Annotated in this window: 20 protein-coding genes; 12 read left to right on the forward strand and 8 right to left on the reverse strand. The window is 66.5% G+C overall.

What is annotated here, in order from left to right:
• Positions 1-40: 40 nt before the first annotated feature.
• A complete protein-coding gene (locus AC5JDC_RS15225; RefSeq protein ID WP_495842368.1) occupies positions 41-1,288 on the reverse strand; it encodes a DNA recombination protein RmuC in 1,248 nt (415 codons plus the stop codon).
• Positions 1,289-1,389: 101 nt separating this feature from the next.
• Between AC5JDC_RS15225 and def the strand changes: the two genes are divergently transcribed.
• The 7 genes from def (at position 1,390) to ptsN (ending at position 7,494) form a co-directional block, all read left to right on the forward strand.
• Positions 1,390-1,920: a peptide deformylase gene (gene def / locus AC5JDC_RS15230; RefSeq protein ID WP_495842370.1), complete on the forward strand. Its 531-nt coding sequence runs from the start codon at positions 1,390-1,392 to the stop codon at positions 1,918-1,920.
• A gap of 394 nt (positions 1,921-2,314) precedes the next feature.
• Entirely contained in the window at positions 2,315-2,923 is a 609-nt protein-coding gene (gene lptC, locus AC5JDC_RS15235) for an LPS export ABC transporter periplasmic protein LptC (protein ID WP_165816073.1), read from the forward strand.
• 13 nt (positions 2,924-2,936) lie between these two features.
• Positions 2,937-3,503, forward strand: a complete 567-nt coding sequence (locus AC5JDC_RS15240) for an LptA/OstA family protein (RefSeq protein WP_495842373.1) — start codon at positions 2,937-2,939, stop codon at positions 3,501-3,503.
• On the forward strand, positions 3,503-4,318 hold the full coding sequence (gene lptB / locus AC5JDC_RS15245) for an LPS export ABC transporter ATP-binding protein (protein ID WP_495842375.1): 816 nt from the start codon (positions 3,503-3,505) through the stop codon (positions 4,316-4,318). The genes AC5JDC_RS15240 and lptB overlap by 1 nt, the downstream gene beginning before the upstream one ends.
• A 280-nt stretch (positions 4,319-4,598) precedes the next feature.
• Positions 4,599-6,119, forward strand: a complete 1,521-nt coding sequence (gene rpoN, locus AC5JDC_RS15250; protein ID WP_495842377.1) for an RNA polymerase factor sigma-54 — start codon at positions 4,599-4,601, stop codon at positions 6,117-6,119.
• 268 nt (positions 6,120-6,387) lie between these two features.
• Complete coding sequence (gene hpf / locus AC5JDC_RS15255; protein WP_106772834.1) at positions 6,388-6,969, forward strand: ribosome hibernation-promoting factor, HPF/YfiA family; 582 nt, start codon at positions 6,388-6,390, stop codon at positions 6,967-6,969.
• A gap of 60 nt (positions 6,970-7,029) precedes the next feature.
• On the forward strand, positions 7,030-7,494 hold the full coding sequence (gene ptsN / locus AC5JDC_RS15260) for a PTS IIA-like nitrogen regulatory protein PtsN (RefSeq protein ID WP_106772833.1): 465 nt from the start codon (positions 7,030-7,032) through the stop codon (positions 7,492-7,494).
• 57 nt (positions 7,495-7,551) lie between these two features.
• On the opposite strand, the gene AC5JDC_RS15265 is transcribed toward ptsN, so the two are convergent.
• Both AC5JDC_RS15265 and AC5JDC_RS15270 read right to left on the reverse strand, forming a co-directional pair.
• Positions 7,552-7,809, reverse strand: coding sequence for a BQ00720 family protein (locus AC5JDC_RS15265; RefSeq protein ID WP_106772832.1), 258 nt, complete (start codon positions 7,807-7,809; stop codon positions 7,552-7,554).
• 79 nt (positions 7,810-7,888) lie between these two features.
• Positions 7,889-8,314 (reverse strand): Hsp20 family protein, encoded by a 426-nt coding sequence (locus AC5JDC_RS15270; protein ID WP_106772831.1) that lies wholly within the window; start codon positions 8,312-8,314, stop codon positions 7,889-7,891.
• Between the two features lie 128 nt (positions 8,315-8,442).
• Here AC5JDC_RS15270 and AC5JDC_RS15275 point away from each other — a divergent pair, with 128 nt between their 5' ends.
• The 4 genes from AC5JDC_RS15275 (at position 8,443) to AC5JDC_RS15290 (ending at position 11,990) form a co-directional block, all read left to right on the forward strand.
• Positions 8,443-9,387, forward strand: a complete 945-nt coding sequence (locus AC5JDC_RS15275) for a nucleoside hydrolase (RefSeq protein ID WP_495842381.1) — start codon at positions 8,443-8,445, stop codon at positions 9,385-9,387.
• 206 nt (positions 9,388-9,593) lie between these two features.
• Positions 9,594-10,661 carry a tryptophan--tRNA ligase gene (gene trpS / locus AC5JDC_RS15280; RefSeq protein ID WP_495842383.1) on the forward strand — a complete coding sequence of 356 codons (1,068 nt, stop codon included), beginning with the start codon at positions 9,594-9,596 and terminating at the stop codon, positions 10,659-10,661.
• Between the two features lie 95 nt (positions 10,662-10,756).
• Positions 10,757-11,248 (forward strand): universal stress protein, encoded by a 492-nt coding sequence (locus AC5JDC_RS15285; RefSeq protein WP_106772828.1) that lies wholly within the window; start codon positions 10,757-10,759, stop codon positions 11,246-11,248.
• A 163-nt stretch (positions 11,249-11,411) separates the two neighbouring features.
• Positions 11,412-11,990, forward strand: coding sequence for a NifU family protein (locus AC5JDC_RS15290; RefSeq protein ID WP_106772827.1), 579 nt, complete (start codon positions 11,412-11,414; stop codon positions 11,988-11,990).
• Positions 11,991-12,110: 120 nt separating this feature from the next.
• Here AC5JDC_RS15290 and AC5JDC_RS15295 read toward each other — a convergent pair whose 3' ends face one another.
• Entirely contained in the window at positions 12,111-12,734 is a 624-nt protein-coding gene (locus tag AC5JDC_RS15295; protein ID WP_106772826.1) for a L,D-transpeptidase, read from the reverse strand.
• Positions 12,735-13,016: 282 nt separating this feature from the next.
• Here AC5JDC_RS15295 and AC5JDC_RS15300 point away from each other — a divergent pair, with 282 nt between their 5' ends.
• A complete protein-coding gene (locus AC5JDC_RS15300; protein ID WP_495842387.1) occupies positions 13,017-13,517 on the forward strand; it encodes an MmcB family DNA repair protein in 501 nt (166 codons plus the stop codon).
• Between the two features lie 39 nt (positions 13,518-13,556).
• Here AC5JDC_RS15300 and hemA read toward each other — a convergent pair whose 3' ends face one another.
• From hemA to AC5JDC_RS15320, 4 genes are all read right to left on the reverse strand, one after another.
• Positions 13,557-14,771, reverse strand: coding sequence for a 5-aminolevulinate synthase (hemA, locus tag AC5JDC_RS15305; protein WP_495842389.1), 1,215 nt, complete (start codon positions 14,769-14,771; stop codon positions 13,557-13,559).
• Between the two features lie 257 nt (positions 14,772-15,028).
• Entirely contained in the window at positions 15,029-15,586 is a 558-nt protein-coding gene (locus AC5JDC_RS15310) for a thioredoxin family protein (RefSeq protein ID WP_495842391.1), read from the reverse strand.
• 66 nt (positions 15,587-15,652) lie between these two features.
• Positions 15,653-16,897, reverse strand: a complete 1,245-nt coding sequence (locus tag AC5JDC_RS15315) for a TCR/Tet family MFS transporter (protein ID WP_495842393.1) — start codon at positions 16,895-16,897, stop codon at positions 15,653-15,655.
• Positions 16,898-17,060: 163 nt separating this feature from the next.
• Positions 17,061-17,792: a glyoxalase superfamily protein gene (locus tag AC5JDC_RS15320; protein WP_495842395.1), complete on the reverse strand. Its 732-nt coding sequence runs from the start codon at positions 17,790-17,792 to the stop codon at positions 17,061-17,063.
• Positions 17,793-18,110: the final 318 nt, after the last annotated feature.

Raw genomic sequence — 18,110 nt, forward strand, 5'->3', positions numbered from 1 at the left:
GGCCGTCGCGCAAGATGCCGCGCAACGGCAAGGGCGGGCATCAGTCGCGGTCGTCGACAACCCTGAGCCGCAACTGGCCGGTCTTGCTCTCGGCGCCGCGCGCTGGCTGCGCCTCGGCGGCCGCCTGCGACGCATCTCCGAACTCCAGCGCCTCGATCTTCTGGCCGCGCTTGGCGACCTTCGAGGCCGAGATCAGGATGTCATCGATGTCCTTGCTGGCCTGGCCGAAATGCACCTGCAGCTTTCGCACGCGCTCGTCCATGCGGGAGAGGTCCTCCATCAGCCTGACCACCTCCCCCTGGATCAGATGCGCCTGCTCGCGCATCGAGGCGTCCTTGAGGATCGACTGGATCACCTGGATCGACAGCATCAGCAGCGACGGCGACACGATGACGACGCGGGCCCGATGCGCCCGCTGGATCACCGGCTCGAAATTCTCGTGGATCTCGGCGAAGATCGATTCCGACGGCACGAACATGAAGGCGGTGTCGTGGGTCTCGCCGGCAAGCAGATATTTTTCGGATATCGCCCGGATATGGACGTCGAGGTCGCGGCGGAAGGCCTGCTGCGCCCCGCGCTGCGCCTCGCCGGTCTGGTCGGCTTCGGCGGCCGCGCGGATGGCGTTCCAGGCCTCCAGCGGGAATTTCGCGTCGATGACCAGCGGCGGGGCGCCGTTCGGCATCTTCACCACGCAGTCCGGCCGGCTGCCGTTCGACAGCGTTTCCTGGAAGGTGTAGCCGCCCATCGGCAGCCCGTCGGCGACGATCGCCTCCATGCGCGCCTGGCCGAAGGCGCCGCGCGTCTGCTTGTTCGACAGGATCGCCTGAAGCTGGACGACCTGGCCGGCCAGCGAACGGATGTTGTTCTGGGCCGTATCGATGACGGCGAGCCGCTCCTGCAGCCGCGCCAGGTTCTCGTGGGTGGAGCGCGTCTGCTCGGCCATGGTCTGGCCGATGCGCCCGGTGAGGGAATCGAGGCGCTGGCCGATCGTCTGGTTCAGTTCCGCCTGGCGGGCGCCGAGCGTGTCGGCGACGGCGCTCATGCGCCCCTGCATCTCGGCCTGCGCCTGGAGGATGCCGGCCATGCGCGCCTCGGTCTCGCGCGCATGCTCGGCCGCCTCGCCGGCGGCGAGCGCGCGGGCCGAGGCCGACCGCCAAAGCGACACGACGAGCGCCACCAGCAACAGCAGCAGCAAAAAGGCAAGCCCGGCGAGCGCCTGGCCCAGGGTAAAAACGGTCGCGCCGATCCGGGCGATCGGTTCGGCGAGGATGGTTGCGAGATCGCTCATGGCGGCGACCATAACCGATTCGCGCGACCCGCGCAGATCAAAACAGGAACAGGCGCGGCGATCCCGTTGACGCCCCCCGCGCCAGCCATTACCTGATGCGCATGTCGATCAAGCCGCTGATTATCCTTCCCGATCCCATACTGCGCCTGGTTTCCAAGCCGATCGAGCGCATCGACGAGCCCGTGAGGAAGCTCGCCGCCGACATGCTCGACACCATGTACGACGCGCCGGGCATCGGGCTGGCGGCGATCCAGGTGGGCGAGCCCCTGCGCATGCTGGTCATCGACCTCGCCAAGGAGGACGAGCCCAAGGCACCGCAGGTCTTCATCAACCCGGAGATCGTCGAGCGCTCGGACGAGAGATCGGTCTACGAGGAAGGCTGCCTGTCGATCCCGGACTACTATGCCGAGGTGGAGCGGCCGGCCACCGTGCGGGTCAACTATCTCGATCTGGAGGGCAACGCCCGCGAAGCGGTCGCCGACGGCCTGCTGGCGACGTGCCTCCAGCACGAAATCGACCATCTCGACGGAGTGCTGTTCATCGACCACATCTCACGGCTGAAGCGCGACATCATCGTGCGCAAGTTCCGCAAGCTGGCGAAGGACAAGCCGCCGACCCGCATGGCCGGCTGAGCGCGCCGGATGGCAGGAAGATGTCGAAGCTTGACCGTTCCGGTGCCGGGAGGGCTGACAATTCGCCCGAACAGCACCATATTGCACAAACGTTATGCTTGGCGCCGGTGATCACAGCGCCCAAATTATAGCGGAAGGCGGGGTCTGCATCCGGTGTAGGCGATTTCCCCCGCGTCGACGACAGGCCGCGTGAGCGAAGGTGGCATTGCGCGGCCGCCATAAATTCGTGGCTTTCGGCACGTTCTTCGCGATCAGCCCAAATAGCGGTCCGGCATTGCGGCTAGGGCGGATCGCGGAATTCGAGACAGGTAACTGAATGTTGGCACGTTCGACAGATACGCCCGAGGCAGCGCCGCCGCACGTGCCTGGCCGGTCCGGGACCGATCGCCTCGCGATGTTCCGCACGGCGGCCCGCCATTCCCGCAACGTCCGCGCCCTGAAGATCGCGCTGCCGGCGCTGGCCCTGGTCATGGCGGCGCTGTTCCTGTTCCAGTCCTATCGCTCCAGTCCGGGCAGCGTCGAGATCGTCGCCGAGACCTCCGCCGTTTCGGAAGGCAAGCTGGTGATGGCCAATCCCAAGCTGGAAGGCTTCACCGAGGACAACCGGCCCTATTCGGTCAGCGCCCTGCGGGCGGTCCAGGACATCGCCAACGAGGCGATCGTCGAACTGCAGGGCATCGCCGCGACGCTGCCGCTCAACGACGAGATGTCGGCGACGATCGACGCCGCGCGCGGTGTGTTCGATCGCAACATGAACACTCTCGACGTGAACAGCGAGATCAATATAACGACGTCGGACGGTTCGCAGGCAAAGCTCGGATCGGCGCTCATCGATATCGCGGGCGGGCGGATGACGACCGACAAGCCGGTCGAGATCCGCTTCAAGAACGGTTCGATCAACTCCGATGCCCTTTCCGTCGAACAGAACGGCAAGCTTGTGGTATTCGATAAGCGCGTGCGCGTGAACATCGTGCCGCCAAAGGCCGAGACGGCCAGTCAATAGGGGTGGGACGCCGATGAGCGGGAACAGGTTCAGTCTAGCTGCCGGCATCGCGCTCCTCGCGCTGGCGCCGGCGATCGGGCAATTGCACGCGCAGGAGAGCGCGACCAGCCGTCTGCAAGGGCTGAGCATCTCGAGCGGCCTGCCGATCCAGATCGAGAGCGACCGCCTCGAGGTCGTCGACGGCGAGAGCAAGGCGGTGTTCGTCGGCAACGTCAACGTCACGCAGGGCCCGACCATGCTGAAGGCCGGCAAGATGACGGTCTTCTACGCCACCGGCAGCACGGGTTCGGCGGCCACCGGATCGGCCAACATCGACAGGCTGGAGGTCGAGGGCAAGGTCTACATCAAGTCGGACACGCAGGTGGCGACCGGCGACCGCGGCACCTTCGACATGACCAGCGAGGTGCTGACGCTCTCCGGCAGCGAAGTGGTGCTGTCGGAAGGCAAGAACGTGCTGGTCGGCTGCAAGCTCACCGTCAACATGAAATCCGGACGCGCCCAGGTCGACGGCTGCAAGTCGGAGACCAACAAGAGCGGCCGCGTCATCGTGTCGATCCAGCCCGGGTCGCAGAATCGTTGATGGCTTCTGACGTGTCGTTCCTGTCCCGCCTGTCGGGTCGCGCGCGCGCGACCCCCGCCGCCCCGGCGCTCAGCAAGCGCGCGGCGGAGCTGAAGGGCACGCTGATCGCGACGGGCCTCGCCAAGAGCTACCGTGGCCGCCAGGTGGTCAACGGCGTCTCGCTCGGCGTGCGCGCCGGCGAGGCGGTCGGCCTGCTGGGACCCAACGGCGCCGGCAAGACCACCTGCTTCTACATGGTCACCGGCCTGGTGCCGGTCGACCGCGGCCGGATCGAGATCGACGGCTTCGACATCACCTCGATGCCGATGTACCGCCGCGCCCGTCTCGGCATCGGCTATCTGCCGCAGGAAGCCTCGATCTTCCGCGGCCTGAGCGTGGAGAACAACATCCGCGCCGTGCTCGAAGTGGTGGAGAAGAGCCGCAAGGAGCGGGAAAAATCGCTCGACGCGCTGCTCGAGGAATTTCACATCGCGCATCTCCGGAAGTCGCCGTCGATGGCGCTCTCGGGCGGCGAGCGGCGGCGGCTGGAGATCGCCCGCGCGCTGGCGAGCCGCCCGCACTACATGCTGCTCGACGAGCCGTTCGCCGGCATCGACCCGATCGCGGTCGCCGACATCCAGCAATTGGTGCGTCACCTGACCACCCGCGGCATCGGCGTGCTGGTCACCGACCACAATGTCCGCGAGACGCTGAAGCTGATCGACCGCGCCTATATCATCCACAATGGCGAGATCCTGAAGCATGGGACGGCCGACGCGATCATCGCCGACCCGAATGTGCGGCGCCTCTACCTCGGCGAGGGTTTCACGCTCTGAGCCGGGCTCGAAGGATGGCGGTTTTCGGCTGAGAGTCCTGCGCGGAAACGAGCTGGAAAGGATGGCCGGTTCCATTCTCATCGGTCCTGCCCCGGCACCTGCCGACGTCATTTTTCCTCTCCCGTAACGATCTTCGGCCAAATCCGCCCGCGCAAGCACCGGTAACGGCCAATTCATGCCGCTTTGCCTTGACAAGCAAAAGCCGGGCCAGTTTCATTGCGGCTGTGCCCGGCCGCTGGTAAGTGCCGGCGGGCAATGTGTGGGGAGTACGCAACCGATCATGGCGCTGTCAGCCAAACTGCAGCTGCGACAGTCTCAGTCGCTGGTCATGACGCCGCAGCTGATGCAGTCGATCAAGCTGCTGCAACTCACCCATGTCGAACTTGAGCGCTTCGTCGACGAGGAAATCGAGCGCAATCCGCTGCTGGAGCGCGTCGATCCGCAGGAGGACGCGGCGACGGACCAGGTCCACAAGAGCCGCGAGGAGGAAATCCGGACCGACGACTGGTACCAGCCCGACGGGTCGGCCACGTCGGAGACCATGTCGACCCAGCTCGACACCTCGCTCGAGAACGTCTTTCCGGACGATCCCGGTGCCGCTCCGCGGCTAGGCCCCGACCTGGCGGCGCAGTGGAAATCGGCCGGATCGGGCGGGGGCGGCGATTCCGACGGCTTCGACCTCGAGGACATAGCCGCGGCGCGCCTTACGCTGCGCGACCATGTCGGCGAGCAGATCGCCTTCGCCTTCGCCGATGCGGCGTCGAGGCTGATCGCCCATGAGCTGGCGGACGGACTCGACGACGCCGGCTATTTCCGTGGCGACGGCGCCGACATCGTCGAGCGGCTGGGAGCGCAGCCGCGGGAGGTCGAGGCCGTGCTCGCCACCTGCCGGACCTTCGATCCGCCCGGGCTGTTCGCCCGCGACCTCGCCGACTGCCTTGGCCTGCAGCTGGCGCGGGCGAACCGGCTCGATCCGGCGATGCGAACGCTGCTCGCCCATCTGGAGCTGCTGGCGCGCCGCGATTTCCAGGCGTTGAAGCGGCTGTGCGGCGTCGACGAGGAGGATCTCCTCGACATGCTGGCCGAGATCCGCACGCTCGACCCGCGGCCGGGCACTGCATTTTCCGTGGGCGCGGTCGACACGATCGTCGCCGATGTCGAGGTGAAACCGGCCGGCGACGGCAGCTGGGCGGTCGAGCTCAACCCGGAAACGCTGCCGCGCGTCCTGGTGGACCAGATCTATTTCGCCCAGGTGTCGAGCCAGACGAAGAACGCCGGCGAGCGCGACTTCCTCGCCGAATGCCTGCAGAATGCCAACTGGCTCACCCGCAGCCTCGACCAGCGCGCCAAGACCATCCTGAAGGTCGCATCCGAGATCGTGCGCCAGCAGGACGCCTTCCTGCTCCATGGCGTCAGGCACCTGCGCCCGCTCAACCTGCGCACGGTGGCCGATGCGATCGGCATGCACGAATCGACGGTGAGCCGGGTCACCAGCAACAAGTACATGCTCACCCCGCGCGGGGTGTTCGAGCTGCGCTATTTCTTCACCGCGTCGATCGCTTCCGCGGCGGGTGGCGATGCCCACTCGTCGGAAGCCGTGCGCGACCGCATTCGCCAGATGATAGAGGAGGAGGCATCCGAGGACGTGCTTTCGGACGATGCGATCGTCGATCGGCTGAAGGAGGAAGGGGTCGACATCGCCCGCCGCACCGTGGCCAAGTACCGGGAAGGCATGAACATTCCCTCCTCGGTGCAGCGGCGGCGCGAGAAGCGCGCCATGAGCAGTGTCGGCAGCCGCTAAGAGCAGCAGCGCCCGCGATCTGTCCACAGCCGGCCCCCAAGCTTCCGCAAGGGCCGCCGGCCGTTGATTGACAAGGCATTGCGAACTCACTAGAAGCCCGCGCCCATGGGCAGGGGCGGTGTCGGATCGAACGCCCCGTCGGGAGACGGCACGTGAAAACCTGAAAACCTGGGAAGGGCCGTCGCAAAGCACCGTCACGCTTGTGTGCTCCCGCAACGGGTATAAACTCACTCCGGTTGGAAGTCTGAACAGGAAGGCCGACGTTCTCATGAGCCTGCGCATCTCGGGAAAGCACATGGATATCGGCGATGCGTTCCGTACGCGCATCGAGGCCCGCATCGGCGACACGATCGACAAATATTTCGACGGGGGATTCGCCGGTCATGTCACCGTGGCCAAATCGGGCTCCCGCTTCACCGCCGACTGCATGATCCATCTGGACAGCGGCGCCGCACTTCAGGCCACCAGCGACGCCCAGGACCCGATCATCGCCTTCGACGGCGCCGCCGAAAGGCTGGAGAAGCGGCTGCGCCGCTACAAGCGGCGGCTGCGATCCAGGAGCTTCGGCAACGGCAGCGCCACCGACGTCGCCTATACGGTGATGGCGGCGATCGCCGAGGACGACGAGGACGAGGTGCCGGATGACTATTCGCCGGCGATCGTGGCGGAATCGACAATGGCGCTGAAGACAATGACCGTCGCATCCGCCGTCGTCGAACTCGACACCAAGGAAAGCCCCGTCTTCGTCTTCCGCAATGCCGGAAACGACCACGTCAACATCGTCTACCGCCGGGCGGACGGCAATATCGGCTGGATCGATCCGTCGACCCCGAAAGCCACGCAAGGTTGAGCGGTAATCCCGGCCCGAGAGCGCTCACGCGTCCGGGTTGGGCCAGAAGAGGATTTTGGCATGGATCTCAGTGATCTCGTTCAGGCACCGGCCATCCTGCCGGTCCTGAGGGCGAATTCCAAGAAGCAGCTGCTGCAGTTGCTTGCCGAGAAGGCCGCCGCCGTCACCGGCATCCCGGAGCGCGAGATTTTCGATACCATCCTGCAGCGCGAGCGGCTGGGCTCCACCGGCGTCGGCAACGGCATCGCCATCCCGCATGGCAAGCTGGCCGGGGTCAAGCAGATCACCGGCGTATTCGCCCGGCTGGAGCAGCCGGTCGACTTCGAGGCGCTCGACGACCAGCCGGTCGACCTCGTCTTCCTGCTGCTCGCCCCGGAAGGCGCTGGCGCCGACCATCTGAAGGCGCTGTCGCGCATCGCCCGCGTGCTGCGCGACAGCGATACCGTCGCCAAGGTGCGCGGCACGCGCGACGCGGCGGCGATCCACGCTTTGCTGGCGTCGGCACCAGCCTCGCACGCCGCCTGAGACGGCAATTTCAAGTCGGGAATCTCGGGACGACGGTGGCCGCCCGAGGCGATTCGATCAATGCAGGGCGACCGGCACCAGGTCGTTGGCCAATGCGCCCGCCAGCGCGCGGTCGCGTTCGTCGGAGAGCAGGATAGGGCGGCCGTCGGCAGCGAAGAGTGCCCAAAGCCGCAGGCCTGGCTCGATGTCCGGCAGGCCGGGGAACTTGCCCTTCAGCTCGTCCGAGCCCATTTCGCGCAGATAAGCGACTGTTCCCTCACCGAGATGGGCAAGGTCGGCCTTCGTCACGACAGGTCTGGTGTCAACGTTCGTCATATCAGCCTCCTTTGCGCGGGGCGTCGTCATGACCAACCCGCCCGAGAGCTTTCGGTTCCGGCGATCTCCAAGCGGCAGATCAGTCTTTCACCGAAATGTTTATTTTCCGTACCAGCCGTTCCGGCTGCGGGCGATCGAGGTCGATCGAGAGCAGTCCGTTCTTCAGTTCCGCCGCGATCACCCGCATGCCGTCGGCCAGCACGAAGGTGCGCTGGAACTGGCGTGCCGCGATGCCGCGGTGGATATAGTCCCGCTCGGCGTCGTCGCGTTGCTTGCCGCGCACGACGAGCTGGCTTTCCTCGGTCAGCACCTCTAGATCCTCGTCGCAGAAGCCGGCGACGGCGAGCGTGATGCGCAGCCGTTCGGCGCCCGTTTCGGAGGCATGGATCCGCTCGATGTTGTAGGGCGGGTAGCTGTCGCCGGACTTGGCGAGACGTTCGATCGTCTTTTCCATGGCATCGAACCCCAGAAGAAGCGGGCTCGAAAACGGCGGCATCCGGCTCATGTTACACTGTCCTCATCGAGCGACATCGCCAGGAAAAATCCAGATGGCATTTCTCCTGTCGATCTACGATATGGTTTAAGCTGCGGCCGACTTCAAGCCTCACGCAAGCCTTCAGAACAGGACTGGAAATGCCCGACAAGCGGAAAATCATCATCGATACGGATCCCGGCCAGGACGACGCATTGGCCATCCTGCTGGCGCTGGGAAGCCCGGAGCTCGAGGTGCTGGGACTGACCGCCGTGGCGGGCAACGTGCCGCTCCACCTGACCGAGAAGAACGCGCTCAAGATCTGCGAATTGGCCGGCCGGCCGCAGACGCGGGTGTTTTCGGGCGCCCCGCGTCCGCTGATGCGGCGGCTGGTGACCGCCGAGCACGTGCATGGCCGCACCGGCCTGAACGGCCCCGACCTGCCCGAGCCGCGCATGGCGCTGCAGGAACAGCACGCGGTCGACTTCATCGTCGAGACGCTGATGACGGAGGAACCGGGCACAGTGACGCTCTGCCCGCTAGGGCCGCTCACCAACATCGCCCTGGCGCTGTCGCGCGAACCCAGGATCGCGCCGCGCATCCAGGAGATCGTGCTGATGGGCGGCGGCTTCTTTGAAGGCGGCAACACGACGCCGGCGGCCGAGTTCAACATCTATGTCGACCCCCAGGCCGCCGATATCGTGCTCAACTGCGGGGCGCCGACGGTCATGATGTCGCTCGACGTCACCCACAAGGCGCTGACGACGCGCCAGCGCATCGCCGCCATCCGCGCGATCGGCACGCGGGTCGGCATCGCCACGGCCGTGCTGCTGGAGTTCTTCGAGCGCTTCGACGAGGAGAAATACGGGACGGACGGCGGACCGCTGCACGATCCCTGTGTGATCGCCTACCTGCTCAGGCCCGAGCTGTTCAAGGGCCGGCTCATCAACGTCTCGGTCGAGACCGCGTCCGAGCTGACCATGGGCATGACCGTCGCCGACTGGTGGGGCGTCACCAAGCGCGAGCGGAACGTGACGTTCATGCGCGACATCGACGCCGACGGCTTCTTCGCGCTGCTGACGGAGCGCCTGGCGCGGCTCGACTAGGCTCGCCCCACCCGCCGTTCGGCGATCTTTCGATCGAGAGGGGAGGGAGTGGCGCCAAGCTCGCCCCCCTCCGAGGCTTGCCCGATAGACAGTTTCCTCCCACGCGAAAGCGGCTCTTGCCCTGCGGCGCGCCTTCCGCCATAAGCGCGCTTCCGCAAAATTTCGCCGCGCGCGAAACGGCCCTCCACAAGCCAAGAGGAACGTTCATGTCCGCCTTCAAGCCGCTCGTCTTCTCGGGCGTCCAGCCAACCGGCAATCTGCATCTCGGCAACTATCTCGGCGCCATCAAGAAGTTCGTCGCCCTGCAGGAGACATCCGACTGCATCTATTGCGTCGTCGACCTGCATTCGCTGACCGCCCAGCTCGTCCATGCCGACCTGCAGGACCAGACGCGCTCGATCACCGCCGCGTTCCTCGCCTCCGGCATCGACCCGAAGAAGCACATCGTCTTCAACCAGAGCCGCGTCATGCAGCACGCCGAGCTCGCCTGGATCTTCAACTGCGTCGCCCGCATCGGCTGGATGAACCGCATGACGCAGTTCAAGGACAAGGCCGGCAAGGACCGCGAGAACGCCTCGCTCGGCCTGCTCGCCTATCCCAGCCTGATGGCGGCCGACATCCTGCTCTACCGCGCCACCCATGTGCCGGTGGGCGAGGACCAGAAACAGCACCTGGAGCTCACCCGCGACATCGCCCAGAAGTTCAACAACGACTTCTCCGCCCGCATCGCCGAGCTCGGCGTCGGCGTCGAGATGCAGGTCGGCGAGGAGACGGTGAACGGCTTCTTCCCGATGACCGAGCCGTTGATCGGCGGCCCGGCGGCGCGCATCATGAGCCTGCGCGACGGGTCGAAGAAGATGTCGAAGTCGGACCCGTCCGACCTGTCGCGCATCAACCTGACCGACGACGCCGACACCATCTCCAAGAAGATCAAGAAGGCCAAGACCGATCCCGACGCGCTGCCGAGCGAGGTCGACGGGCTGGCGGGCCGGCCCGAGGCCGAAAACCTCGTCGGCATCTATGCCGGCCTCGCCGACATCGGCAAGGAGGCGGTGCTCGGGCAATTCGGCGGCCAGCAGTTTTCCGTCTTCAAGCCGGCGCTCGCCGACCTGGCGGTGGACAAGTTGGCGCCGGTCGCGGCCGAGATGCGCCGCATATCGGCCGACCACGCCTATGTCGACGGCGTGCTGCGCGATGGCGGCGAGCGGGCCGGCAACCTTGCCGAGACGACGATGAAGACGGTGCGCGACATCGTCGGGCTGCTGCAGGGCTGAACGTCGGACCGCTGGCGCGAAAGCCTCGCTTGCCGCGCCACGGCGGCAGTGGCAGATTGCGCCCGTTCGGCCGGACACCGGTGACAGGATAGCCCATGGTATCGAGACGTCTCAGCCGGGAAGCCGGCCATCGCCGCAAGTTCCTGGCGATCATCGACGAAACGCCGGAGTGCGAGCGCGCCGTCGCCTACGCCTCGATGCGCGCGAAATCCACCGGCGGCGTGGTGGTGCTGCTCTACGTCATCGAGCCGAGCGACTTCCAGCACTGGCTCGGCGTGGAGAAGATCATGCGCGAGGAGGCGCAGGCGACAGCCCGCGCGGCCCTCGACGTGCATGCCGCCAAGGTGCGCGCCACGCTCGGCATCGAGCCGGAACTGGTGGTGCTCGAGGGCAAGCCGACCGAGCAGATCCATCAACTGATCGAGGACGACCAGGACATCGCAATCCTGGTGCTCGCCGCCGGCGCCGCCAAGGAAGGGCCGGGGCCGCTGGTCGCCTCCATCGCCGGCAAGGGTGCCGCCTTCCCGATCCCGGTGACGGTGGTGCCGCAGAACCTGTCGGACGAGGAGATCGCCAGCCTGGCGTAGGCGGTGAATGGTGAAGAAGCTGCGGGCGAAGCCGCGTCAAGCCGCTGCACTTGATGACTTCGTCGCCATTCACCATTTCACCAGTCACCATTCACCGCTTGTAGCGGCCGATGAATAGGCCTATTTAGAATTATTCCAAACAAAGACGCGCGGAGATGCGGCGATGTTCATCCAGACCGAGGCGACCCCCAATCCCGCCACGCTCAAGTTCCTGCCCGGCCGCGAGGTGCTGGCCGAGGGCACAGCCGATTTCCGCGACGCCGAGGCGGCGCGCGAGGCATCGCCGTTCGCCGGCCGGCTGTTCGACATCCACGGCGTCACCGGCGTGTTCTTCGGCTACGACTTCATCACCATCACCAAGGGCGACGGCCCGGACTGGCAGCATCTGAAGCCGGCGATCCTCGGCGCCATCATGGAGCAGTTCATGTCCGGCGCGCCGGTGATGACCCACGCCGCCCAGGCGCGTGGCGACGCCGCCGAGTCCGGTGACGAATTCTACGACAAGGCCGACGAGGAGATCGTCATTACGATCAAGGAACTGCTGGAGACGCGCGTGCGCCCGGCGGTGGCGCAGGACGGCGGCGACATCACCTTCCGCGGCTACGAGAACGGCACCGTGTTCCTCAACATGAAGGGCGCCTGCGCCGGCTGCCCGTCCTCGACGGCGACGCTCAAGCACGGCATCCAGAACCTGCTGCGCCACTTCGTGCCGGAAGTGCAGCAGGTCGAGCAGGTGGTCTGAGCGGCGTCGCGGCCGCGCCGCCTGCCGGCTCCCCGACAGGACGCCACAAACAAAAAACCGGGCGAAAGCCCGGTTTTCTGCTTTGCGGTCGTCCGTGTTGCCGAGACGGTTCGCGAAATCCTACTTGACGATGACCTTGGCGCCGACCTGGGCGCGGTTGTAGAGGTCGATGATGTCCTGGTTGAGCAGCCGCACGCAGCCCGACGACATCGCCTTGCCGATCGACCACCATTCCGGCGTGCCGTGCAGGCGGTAGCCGGTATCGCCCTTGTTGAACAGGTAGAGCGCCCGCGCGCCCAGCGCGTTGGTCGGGCCGGGCGGCTGGCCGTTGCGCCATTTGGCGAGCTGCGGCTGGCGCCGGATCATCTCCGGCGGCGGCGTCCACACCGGCCATTCGCGTTTGGCGCCGACCCGCGCCGTGCCGCTCCATTCGAAACCCTCGCGGCCGACGCCGATGCCGTAGCGCACCGCGCGTCCTTCCGGCAGCACGAAATAGAGGAACTTTGCCCCGGTATCGACGATGATCGTGCCCGGCGCCTCGTCGGTCCGGTAGCTGACGATCTGGCGGTGGTACTGGCGGGGAACCTTGGTGATCGGGATCGGCGGGATGCGATAGCCGGCGTCGGTGCGGGAACCGTAGTCCGCGGTGAATATCTGGAACGAGCCGAGACCGACCGACGTGCAGCCCGACAGGGCGGTCGCCACGGCCAGACCGGCCACCACTGTGAGTGCCTTCAGCCGCATTGCCTGATCCGCTACCCCTTTCGAACGATTGCGGCCTGATTCGGGCCGCTTTTTCGCCATCATCACTAGGGAGCTTTGCCGCGGGCTGCCAAGCGGGGAGTGATGCTTTTCGCCGCCGCCGTGCATGTAAGCGCGCAGCTATTGCATTTTCGCAACATTCGTTCACGCAAGCGTGAATTTCCGCCAGATTCCGTGATCTTTCAGGCGCAATGGGCGATGATCTTGCGCCTTCTTCCACCATAAGCCCTTGCAGCTTCGTTCCGGTTTTGTACTATTGGCGTCATGCCGATCGTGTCGCCGCTCCCCGCCAATCCGCTCGTCGACGGACGCCAGTCCGAACGGGCGATGATCGTGCGCCGCGGCGTGCAGCGGCTGCTGACGCAGATGGGCGCGCATGTGCTGCCGGAACTGTCGCTGGCCACCGGCCGCCGCGCCGACCTGGTGGCGCTGACCAGGCAGGGCGACATCTGGATCATCGAGATCAAATCCTCGCTCGAGGATTTCCGCGTCGACCGCAAATGGCCGCAATACCGGCTGCATTCCGACCGTTTCTTCTTCGCCACCCACCCGGAGGTGCCGGCCGCGATCTTCCCGCAGGACTGCGGCTTCATCCTGTCGGACGGGTATGGCGCCGAAATTTTGCGCGAGGCGCCGGAGCACCGGCTGGCGGCGGCTACCCGCAAGGCGCTGATGCTGCGCATCGCGCGCGCCGGTGCCGCGCGGCTGCTGGCGGCGGAGATGGCCGGCGTCGCAGTGCCGGCGCTCGACGGCGAAAGCGAGTAGCAGAAAACGAGAGGGCGCTCGGGCGACGATCGGGCGGCTTTACGCCACCTGCCGCGCCAGCGCGCATTGCGACCACAGGTCCGACAGCGAATGCACGAGATGGTCGATGTCGGCGTCGGTGTGCAGCGGCGACGGCGTGATGCGCAGCCGTTCGGTCTTGCGCGCCACCGTCGGGTAGTTGATCGGCTGCACGTAGATGCCGTAGCGGTCGAGCAGGATGTCGCTGATCCACTTGCACTTGGCGGCGTCGCCCACCTTCACCGGCACGATGTGGCTGGGGTTCTGCATGTAGGGGATGCCGATGCGGTCGAGGCCGGCGCGCACCTTCCTCACCCGGTCCTGGTGGCGGACGCGCTCGATCTGGCTGGTCTTGAGGTGCCGGATCGAGGTCAGCGCGCCGGCCGCCACATGCGGCGGCAGCGCCGTGGTGAAGATGAAGCCCGAGCCGAAGGAGCGGACGAAGTCGATCAGCTTCGCGGACGCCGTGATGTAGCCGCCGACCACGCCGAAAGCCTTGCCCAGCGTGCCCTCGATAACGGTGATGCGGTCCATCAGGCCGTCGCGCTCGGCGACGCCGCCGCCGCGCGGACCGTACATGCCGACCGCATGCACCTCGTCGAGATATGTCATGGCGCCGTGCTTCTCGGCCACCTCGACGATCTCGCGGATCGGCGCGATGTCGCCGTCCATCGAATAGACGCTCTCGAAGGCGACAATCTTCGGCACGTCGGCGCCGTATTCGGACAGGATGCGGTCGAGATCGGCCGGATCGTTGTGCTTGAAGATGCGCTTTTCGGCCTTGGAATGGCGGATGCCCTCGATCATCGAGGCATGGTTGCCCTCGTCGGAGAAGATGACGCAGCCGGGGACGTTGGCGCCGAGCGTCGACAGCGTCGTCCAGTTGGAAACATAGCCCGACGTGAACAGCAGCGCCGCTTCCTTGCCGTGCAGGTCGGCCAACTCGCGCTCCAGCAGCACGTGGTAGTGGTTGGTGCCGGAGATGTTGCGCGTGCCGCCGGCGCCGGCGCCGCATTTGTCCAGCGCCTCGTGCATGGCGGCGATCACGGCCGGGTGCTGGCCCATGCCGAGATAGTCGTTGGAGCACCAGACGGTGACCTCGCGGGCATCGTCGCCGGAATAGCGCAGCGCCCGCGGGAACAGGCCGGCACGTCGCTCCAGGTCGGCGAAAATGCGGTAGCGGCCTTCCTTGTGCAGGCCGTCCAGCTTGTCCGCGAAGAAAGTCTCGAAATCCATCAGTCCAGGCTCCCTGGGGATCGTCCCTCGGTACGTGGGCGCGACCGGTATCGCGCGGCCCTGCCTCTATTTCAACAATCCAGGCGGCCGGGCGTCGAAATGCCGCAAAGCGGCGCTTCCGACCGTCTTCAAGCCGCCCGTGTTGCGGCATCCTCCTCCACTATTCGCGTATACGTATCAGAGCGGCGTTTCCATCCGCAGTCGCAAAGATTTGAAACCGTATCAAAAAACTGGGGCTTCGTCGTCCCCCGGCAAGGTCACGCCGCATTCTTCCATTTGATCGAGCAGCCGATGGAGGCGATCTGGTCGCGCGGGCCGTTGCCCGTGCGGGCGACCTCGACCATCGCCCCGTAGAGATCACGGCGCAGGTCCGGCGGGCCGACCTCGCGGCGCGACGCATCGAGGCGGCCGCGATACTGCAATTCGAGATCGCGATTGAAACCGAAGAAATCCGGCGTGCAGGCCGCATCGTAGGCGCGCGCCAGCGACTGGTCGGCATCGTGCAGATAGGGAAAGCCGAAACGGTGCGCCTCGGCGAAACGCACCATGTTATCGAAGGAATCCTGCGGATAGGCGTCCGAATCGTTGGAATTCACCGCGACGAAGCCGACGCCGTGCGGCTTGAGATCGACGGCGTCGCGGACGATGCGGTCGATGACGGCCCGCACATAGGGGCAATGGTTGCAGATGAAGGCGACGACGAGACCGTTCGGCCCGGCAAGGTCGAACAGCCGGTGCCGCTTGCCGTCGGTGCCGGCAAGCTCGGCGTCGACGGCCTTCCAGCCGAAATCGCAGACGGGCGGGTGCGCGGCCATGACGGTCTCCTCATGCTGTTCCGGGACGCTTCTATCCCGTTCGACGGCCGGGTTGAAGCCGGCGGGTCAGGCCGCGGCGCGCGCCTCGGCAGCGATGGCACGGCGCGCCACCTGCCAGCCGAGCGCCCCGCCGAGCAGCAGGACGGCGGCGGCGATGAGGAACGACAGGCCGGGCATGGGCTCGAAGGAGACGGGCTGCACCGTCGCCGCATAGACGGCGCCGAAGAACAGCGGCGAGGCGACGCCGGCGATCGAGCCAAGGCTCATGGTGGCGCCCTGCAACTGGCCCTGCTCCGACTCCGAGACCAGCCGCGTCATCAGCGACTGCAGGGTCGGCATGGCGAGGCCCCAGAAGGCGTTCGGCACCATGGCGGCGGCGAACAGCCAGCCGGTGGGCGCCAGTCCCATGCAGGCAAGGCCGATGCCGCCGCCGACCAGGCCCATGACCATCACCTTGCGGTCGCCCAGGCGCTTGACCAGCGGGCCGACCAGCAGGCCCTGCACGGCCATGTCGAGCGCGCCGACGAAGGCCAGCACCAGCCCGACCTGCCACGGACCCCAGCCGTAGCGATCGCCGGCGTAGAGCACGAAGACTGCGGAGAAGACGTGGTGCGAGAAGTGCAGCAGGAAGTTGACTGACGCGAGCCCGAACAGCTCGGTATGCGAGCGCAGGAGCTGCAGCGCGCCGAAAGGATTCGCCCGCTTCCACGAGAAAGCCATGCGCTTTTCCGGGGCGAGCGATTCCGGCAGGACGAACAGGCCGTAGAGGAAGGCTATGCCCGACATGGCGGCGGCGAACCAGAACGGTGCGCGCGGCGAGATCTCGCCGAGGAAGCCGCCCAGCACCGGCCCGAGCACGAAGCCGCCGCTGAAGGCGGCGCCGATCAGCCCGTAGGCGCGCGCCCGGCCCTCGGGCGGCGTGATGTCGGCCATGTAGGCGAACACCGTGGTGAAGCTCGACGAGGTCAGGCCGGCGACGATGCGGCCGACCGCCAGCCACCACAGGTCGGGCGCCAGCGCCATCAGCACGTAATCGGCGGAAAGCCCGGCAGCCGACAGCAGGATGACCGGCCGGCGGCCGTAGCGGTCGGAGATCGAGCCGACGATCGGCGAGCAGACGAACTGCACGCCGGCCCACAGCGCCACGAACACGCCGTTGATCCAGCCCGCCTGGGCGTTCGATCCCGCGAATTCCTCGATCAGCGGCGGCAGCACCGGGATGACGATGCCCATGGCGACAATGTCGAGCACCGCGGTGACGAAGATGAAGGCAAGCGCCGCCTGTCGGCGACGACCGGTGATGGCGAGCATGGCGGGTCGATCCTTCGGGAGCGGCCTTATAGGCCGATCCGCCGGTCAAGGCCATTGGGCCAGTCGTTGCTGCTGACAGCGGAGGGGAACGGCGCCGGCGTTCGAACGCAGGCGCCGTCCTCTATCCGGGTGTTTTTCCCATAAAAAGGCGACAAGCACCGGCCTACCGGCTCCCGGGCGAAAGCCGCGAGAAGTCGAGGTTGGTGGGGCCGGCAAGATAGGCGCCGCCGCCCCCGGTCGCGGCGACGTCCTCGCCGACCTCGACCAGCGTGACGTTGCGGAGCCAGGTTCGGCCGGTGCCGCGCAGATAGAAACCGAAATGGATGCTTTCGGCATCGTCGGGAACGTCGAGCACGATCTGACGCGGTGTCCAGCCGGTGGTTCCGGCGAGAACGCCCTGGTCCGACCGGCTCTCCATATTGTCGAAGCGGGCCGTCTGGCCGGGCGCGCGGTCGATGCGCATCCAGATCGTCCCCGCTCCCGAGACCTCCTCGGTCCTCAGTTCGGCATTCAGGCGAAGCCGCTTGCCGAGATAGCCTGCGGCGGCGACGCTCTGCATCAGCGTGCCGAAGCCTTTCTCGGCCGACAGATAGGCCGGATCGTCCGCATCATACTTGCAGCGGATGAGTGCCGGCGATCCCGGCATGCCGGAATCGACCCCCATCTCGTAGTGCTCCGGCTTGGAGCCGCCGGCGATCCAGCCTTCGGGCAGGCGCAGCGTCGCCTGCGGCGTGCCGCCGTCGGAAATCCGTGCCGCCAGGATGTTCCAGTCCTGAAAGCCGAACTGGCGGGCGACCAGTTCCAGGCAGTCGCTATGGGTGAGGGCGATGCCGCGTTCGTTCAGGCCCTGGCGGAGCGCCTTGGCCATAGTCTTTGCGTCACGGAAGGTGCGCATGATCCGATCCTCTGCCGGGCGAACCGCAAAGTCAGTGCTCGCATTGCTGACGGGCTCGCCCTTGCACGGGGTCGGAACCGGATCGTCGTGCATTCACCATCCCAGGCGGGAGCGAGCGGCGGGCTGCACTGGCCGATTCGCAGGAAACCGAAAGCGACGATTGCTGTCAATCCGGGTGATTGTGAGGGAATCGCTGACGCTCGCTTTTGCGCCGCGGACGGCCGCGATGACCCCACCCGGCCGCTTCGCGGCCACCCTCCCCTCAAGGGGGAGGGAAGGCCCTCGCTACTCCGCCGCCGCCCCCGCTGCCGCCGCCTG

The sequence above is a fragment of the Kumtagia sp. genome (assembly GCF_059502445.1).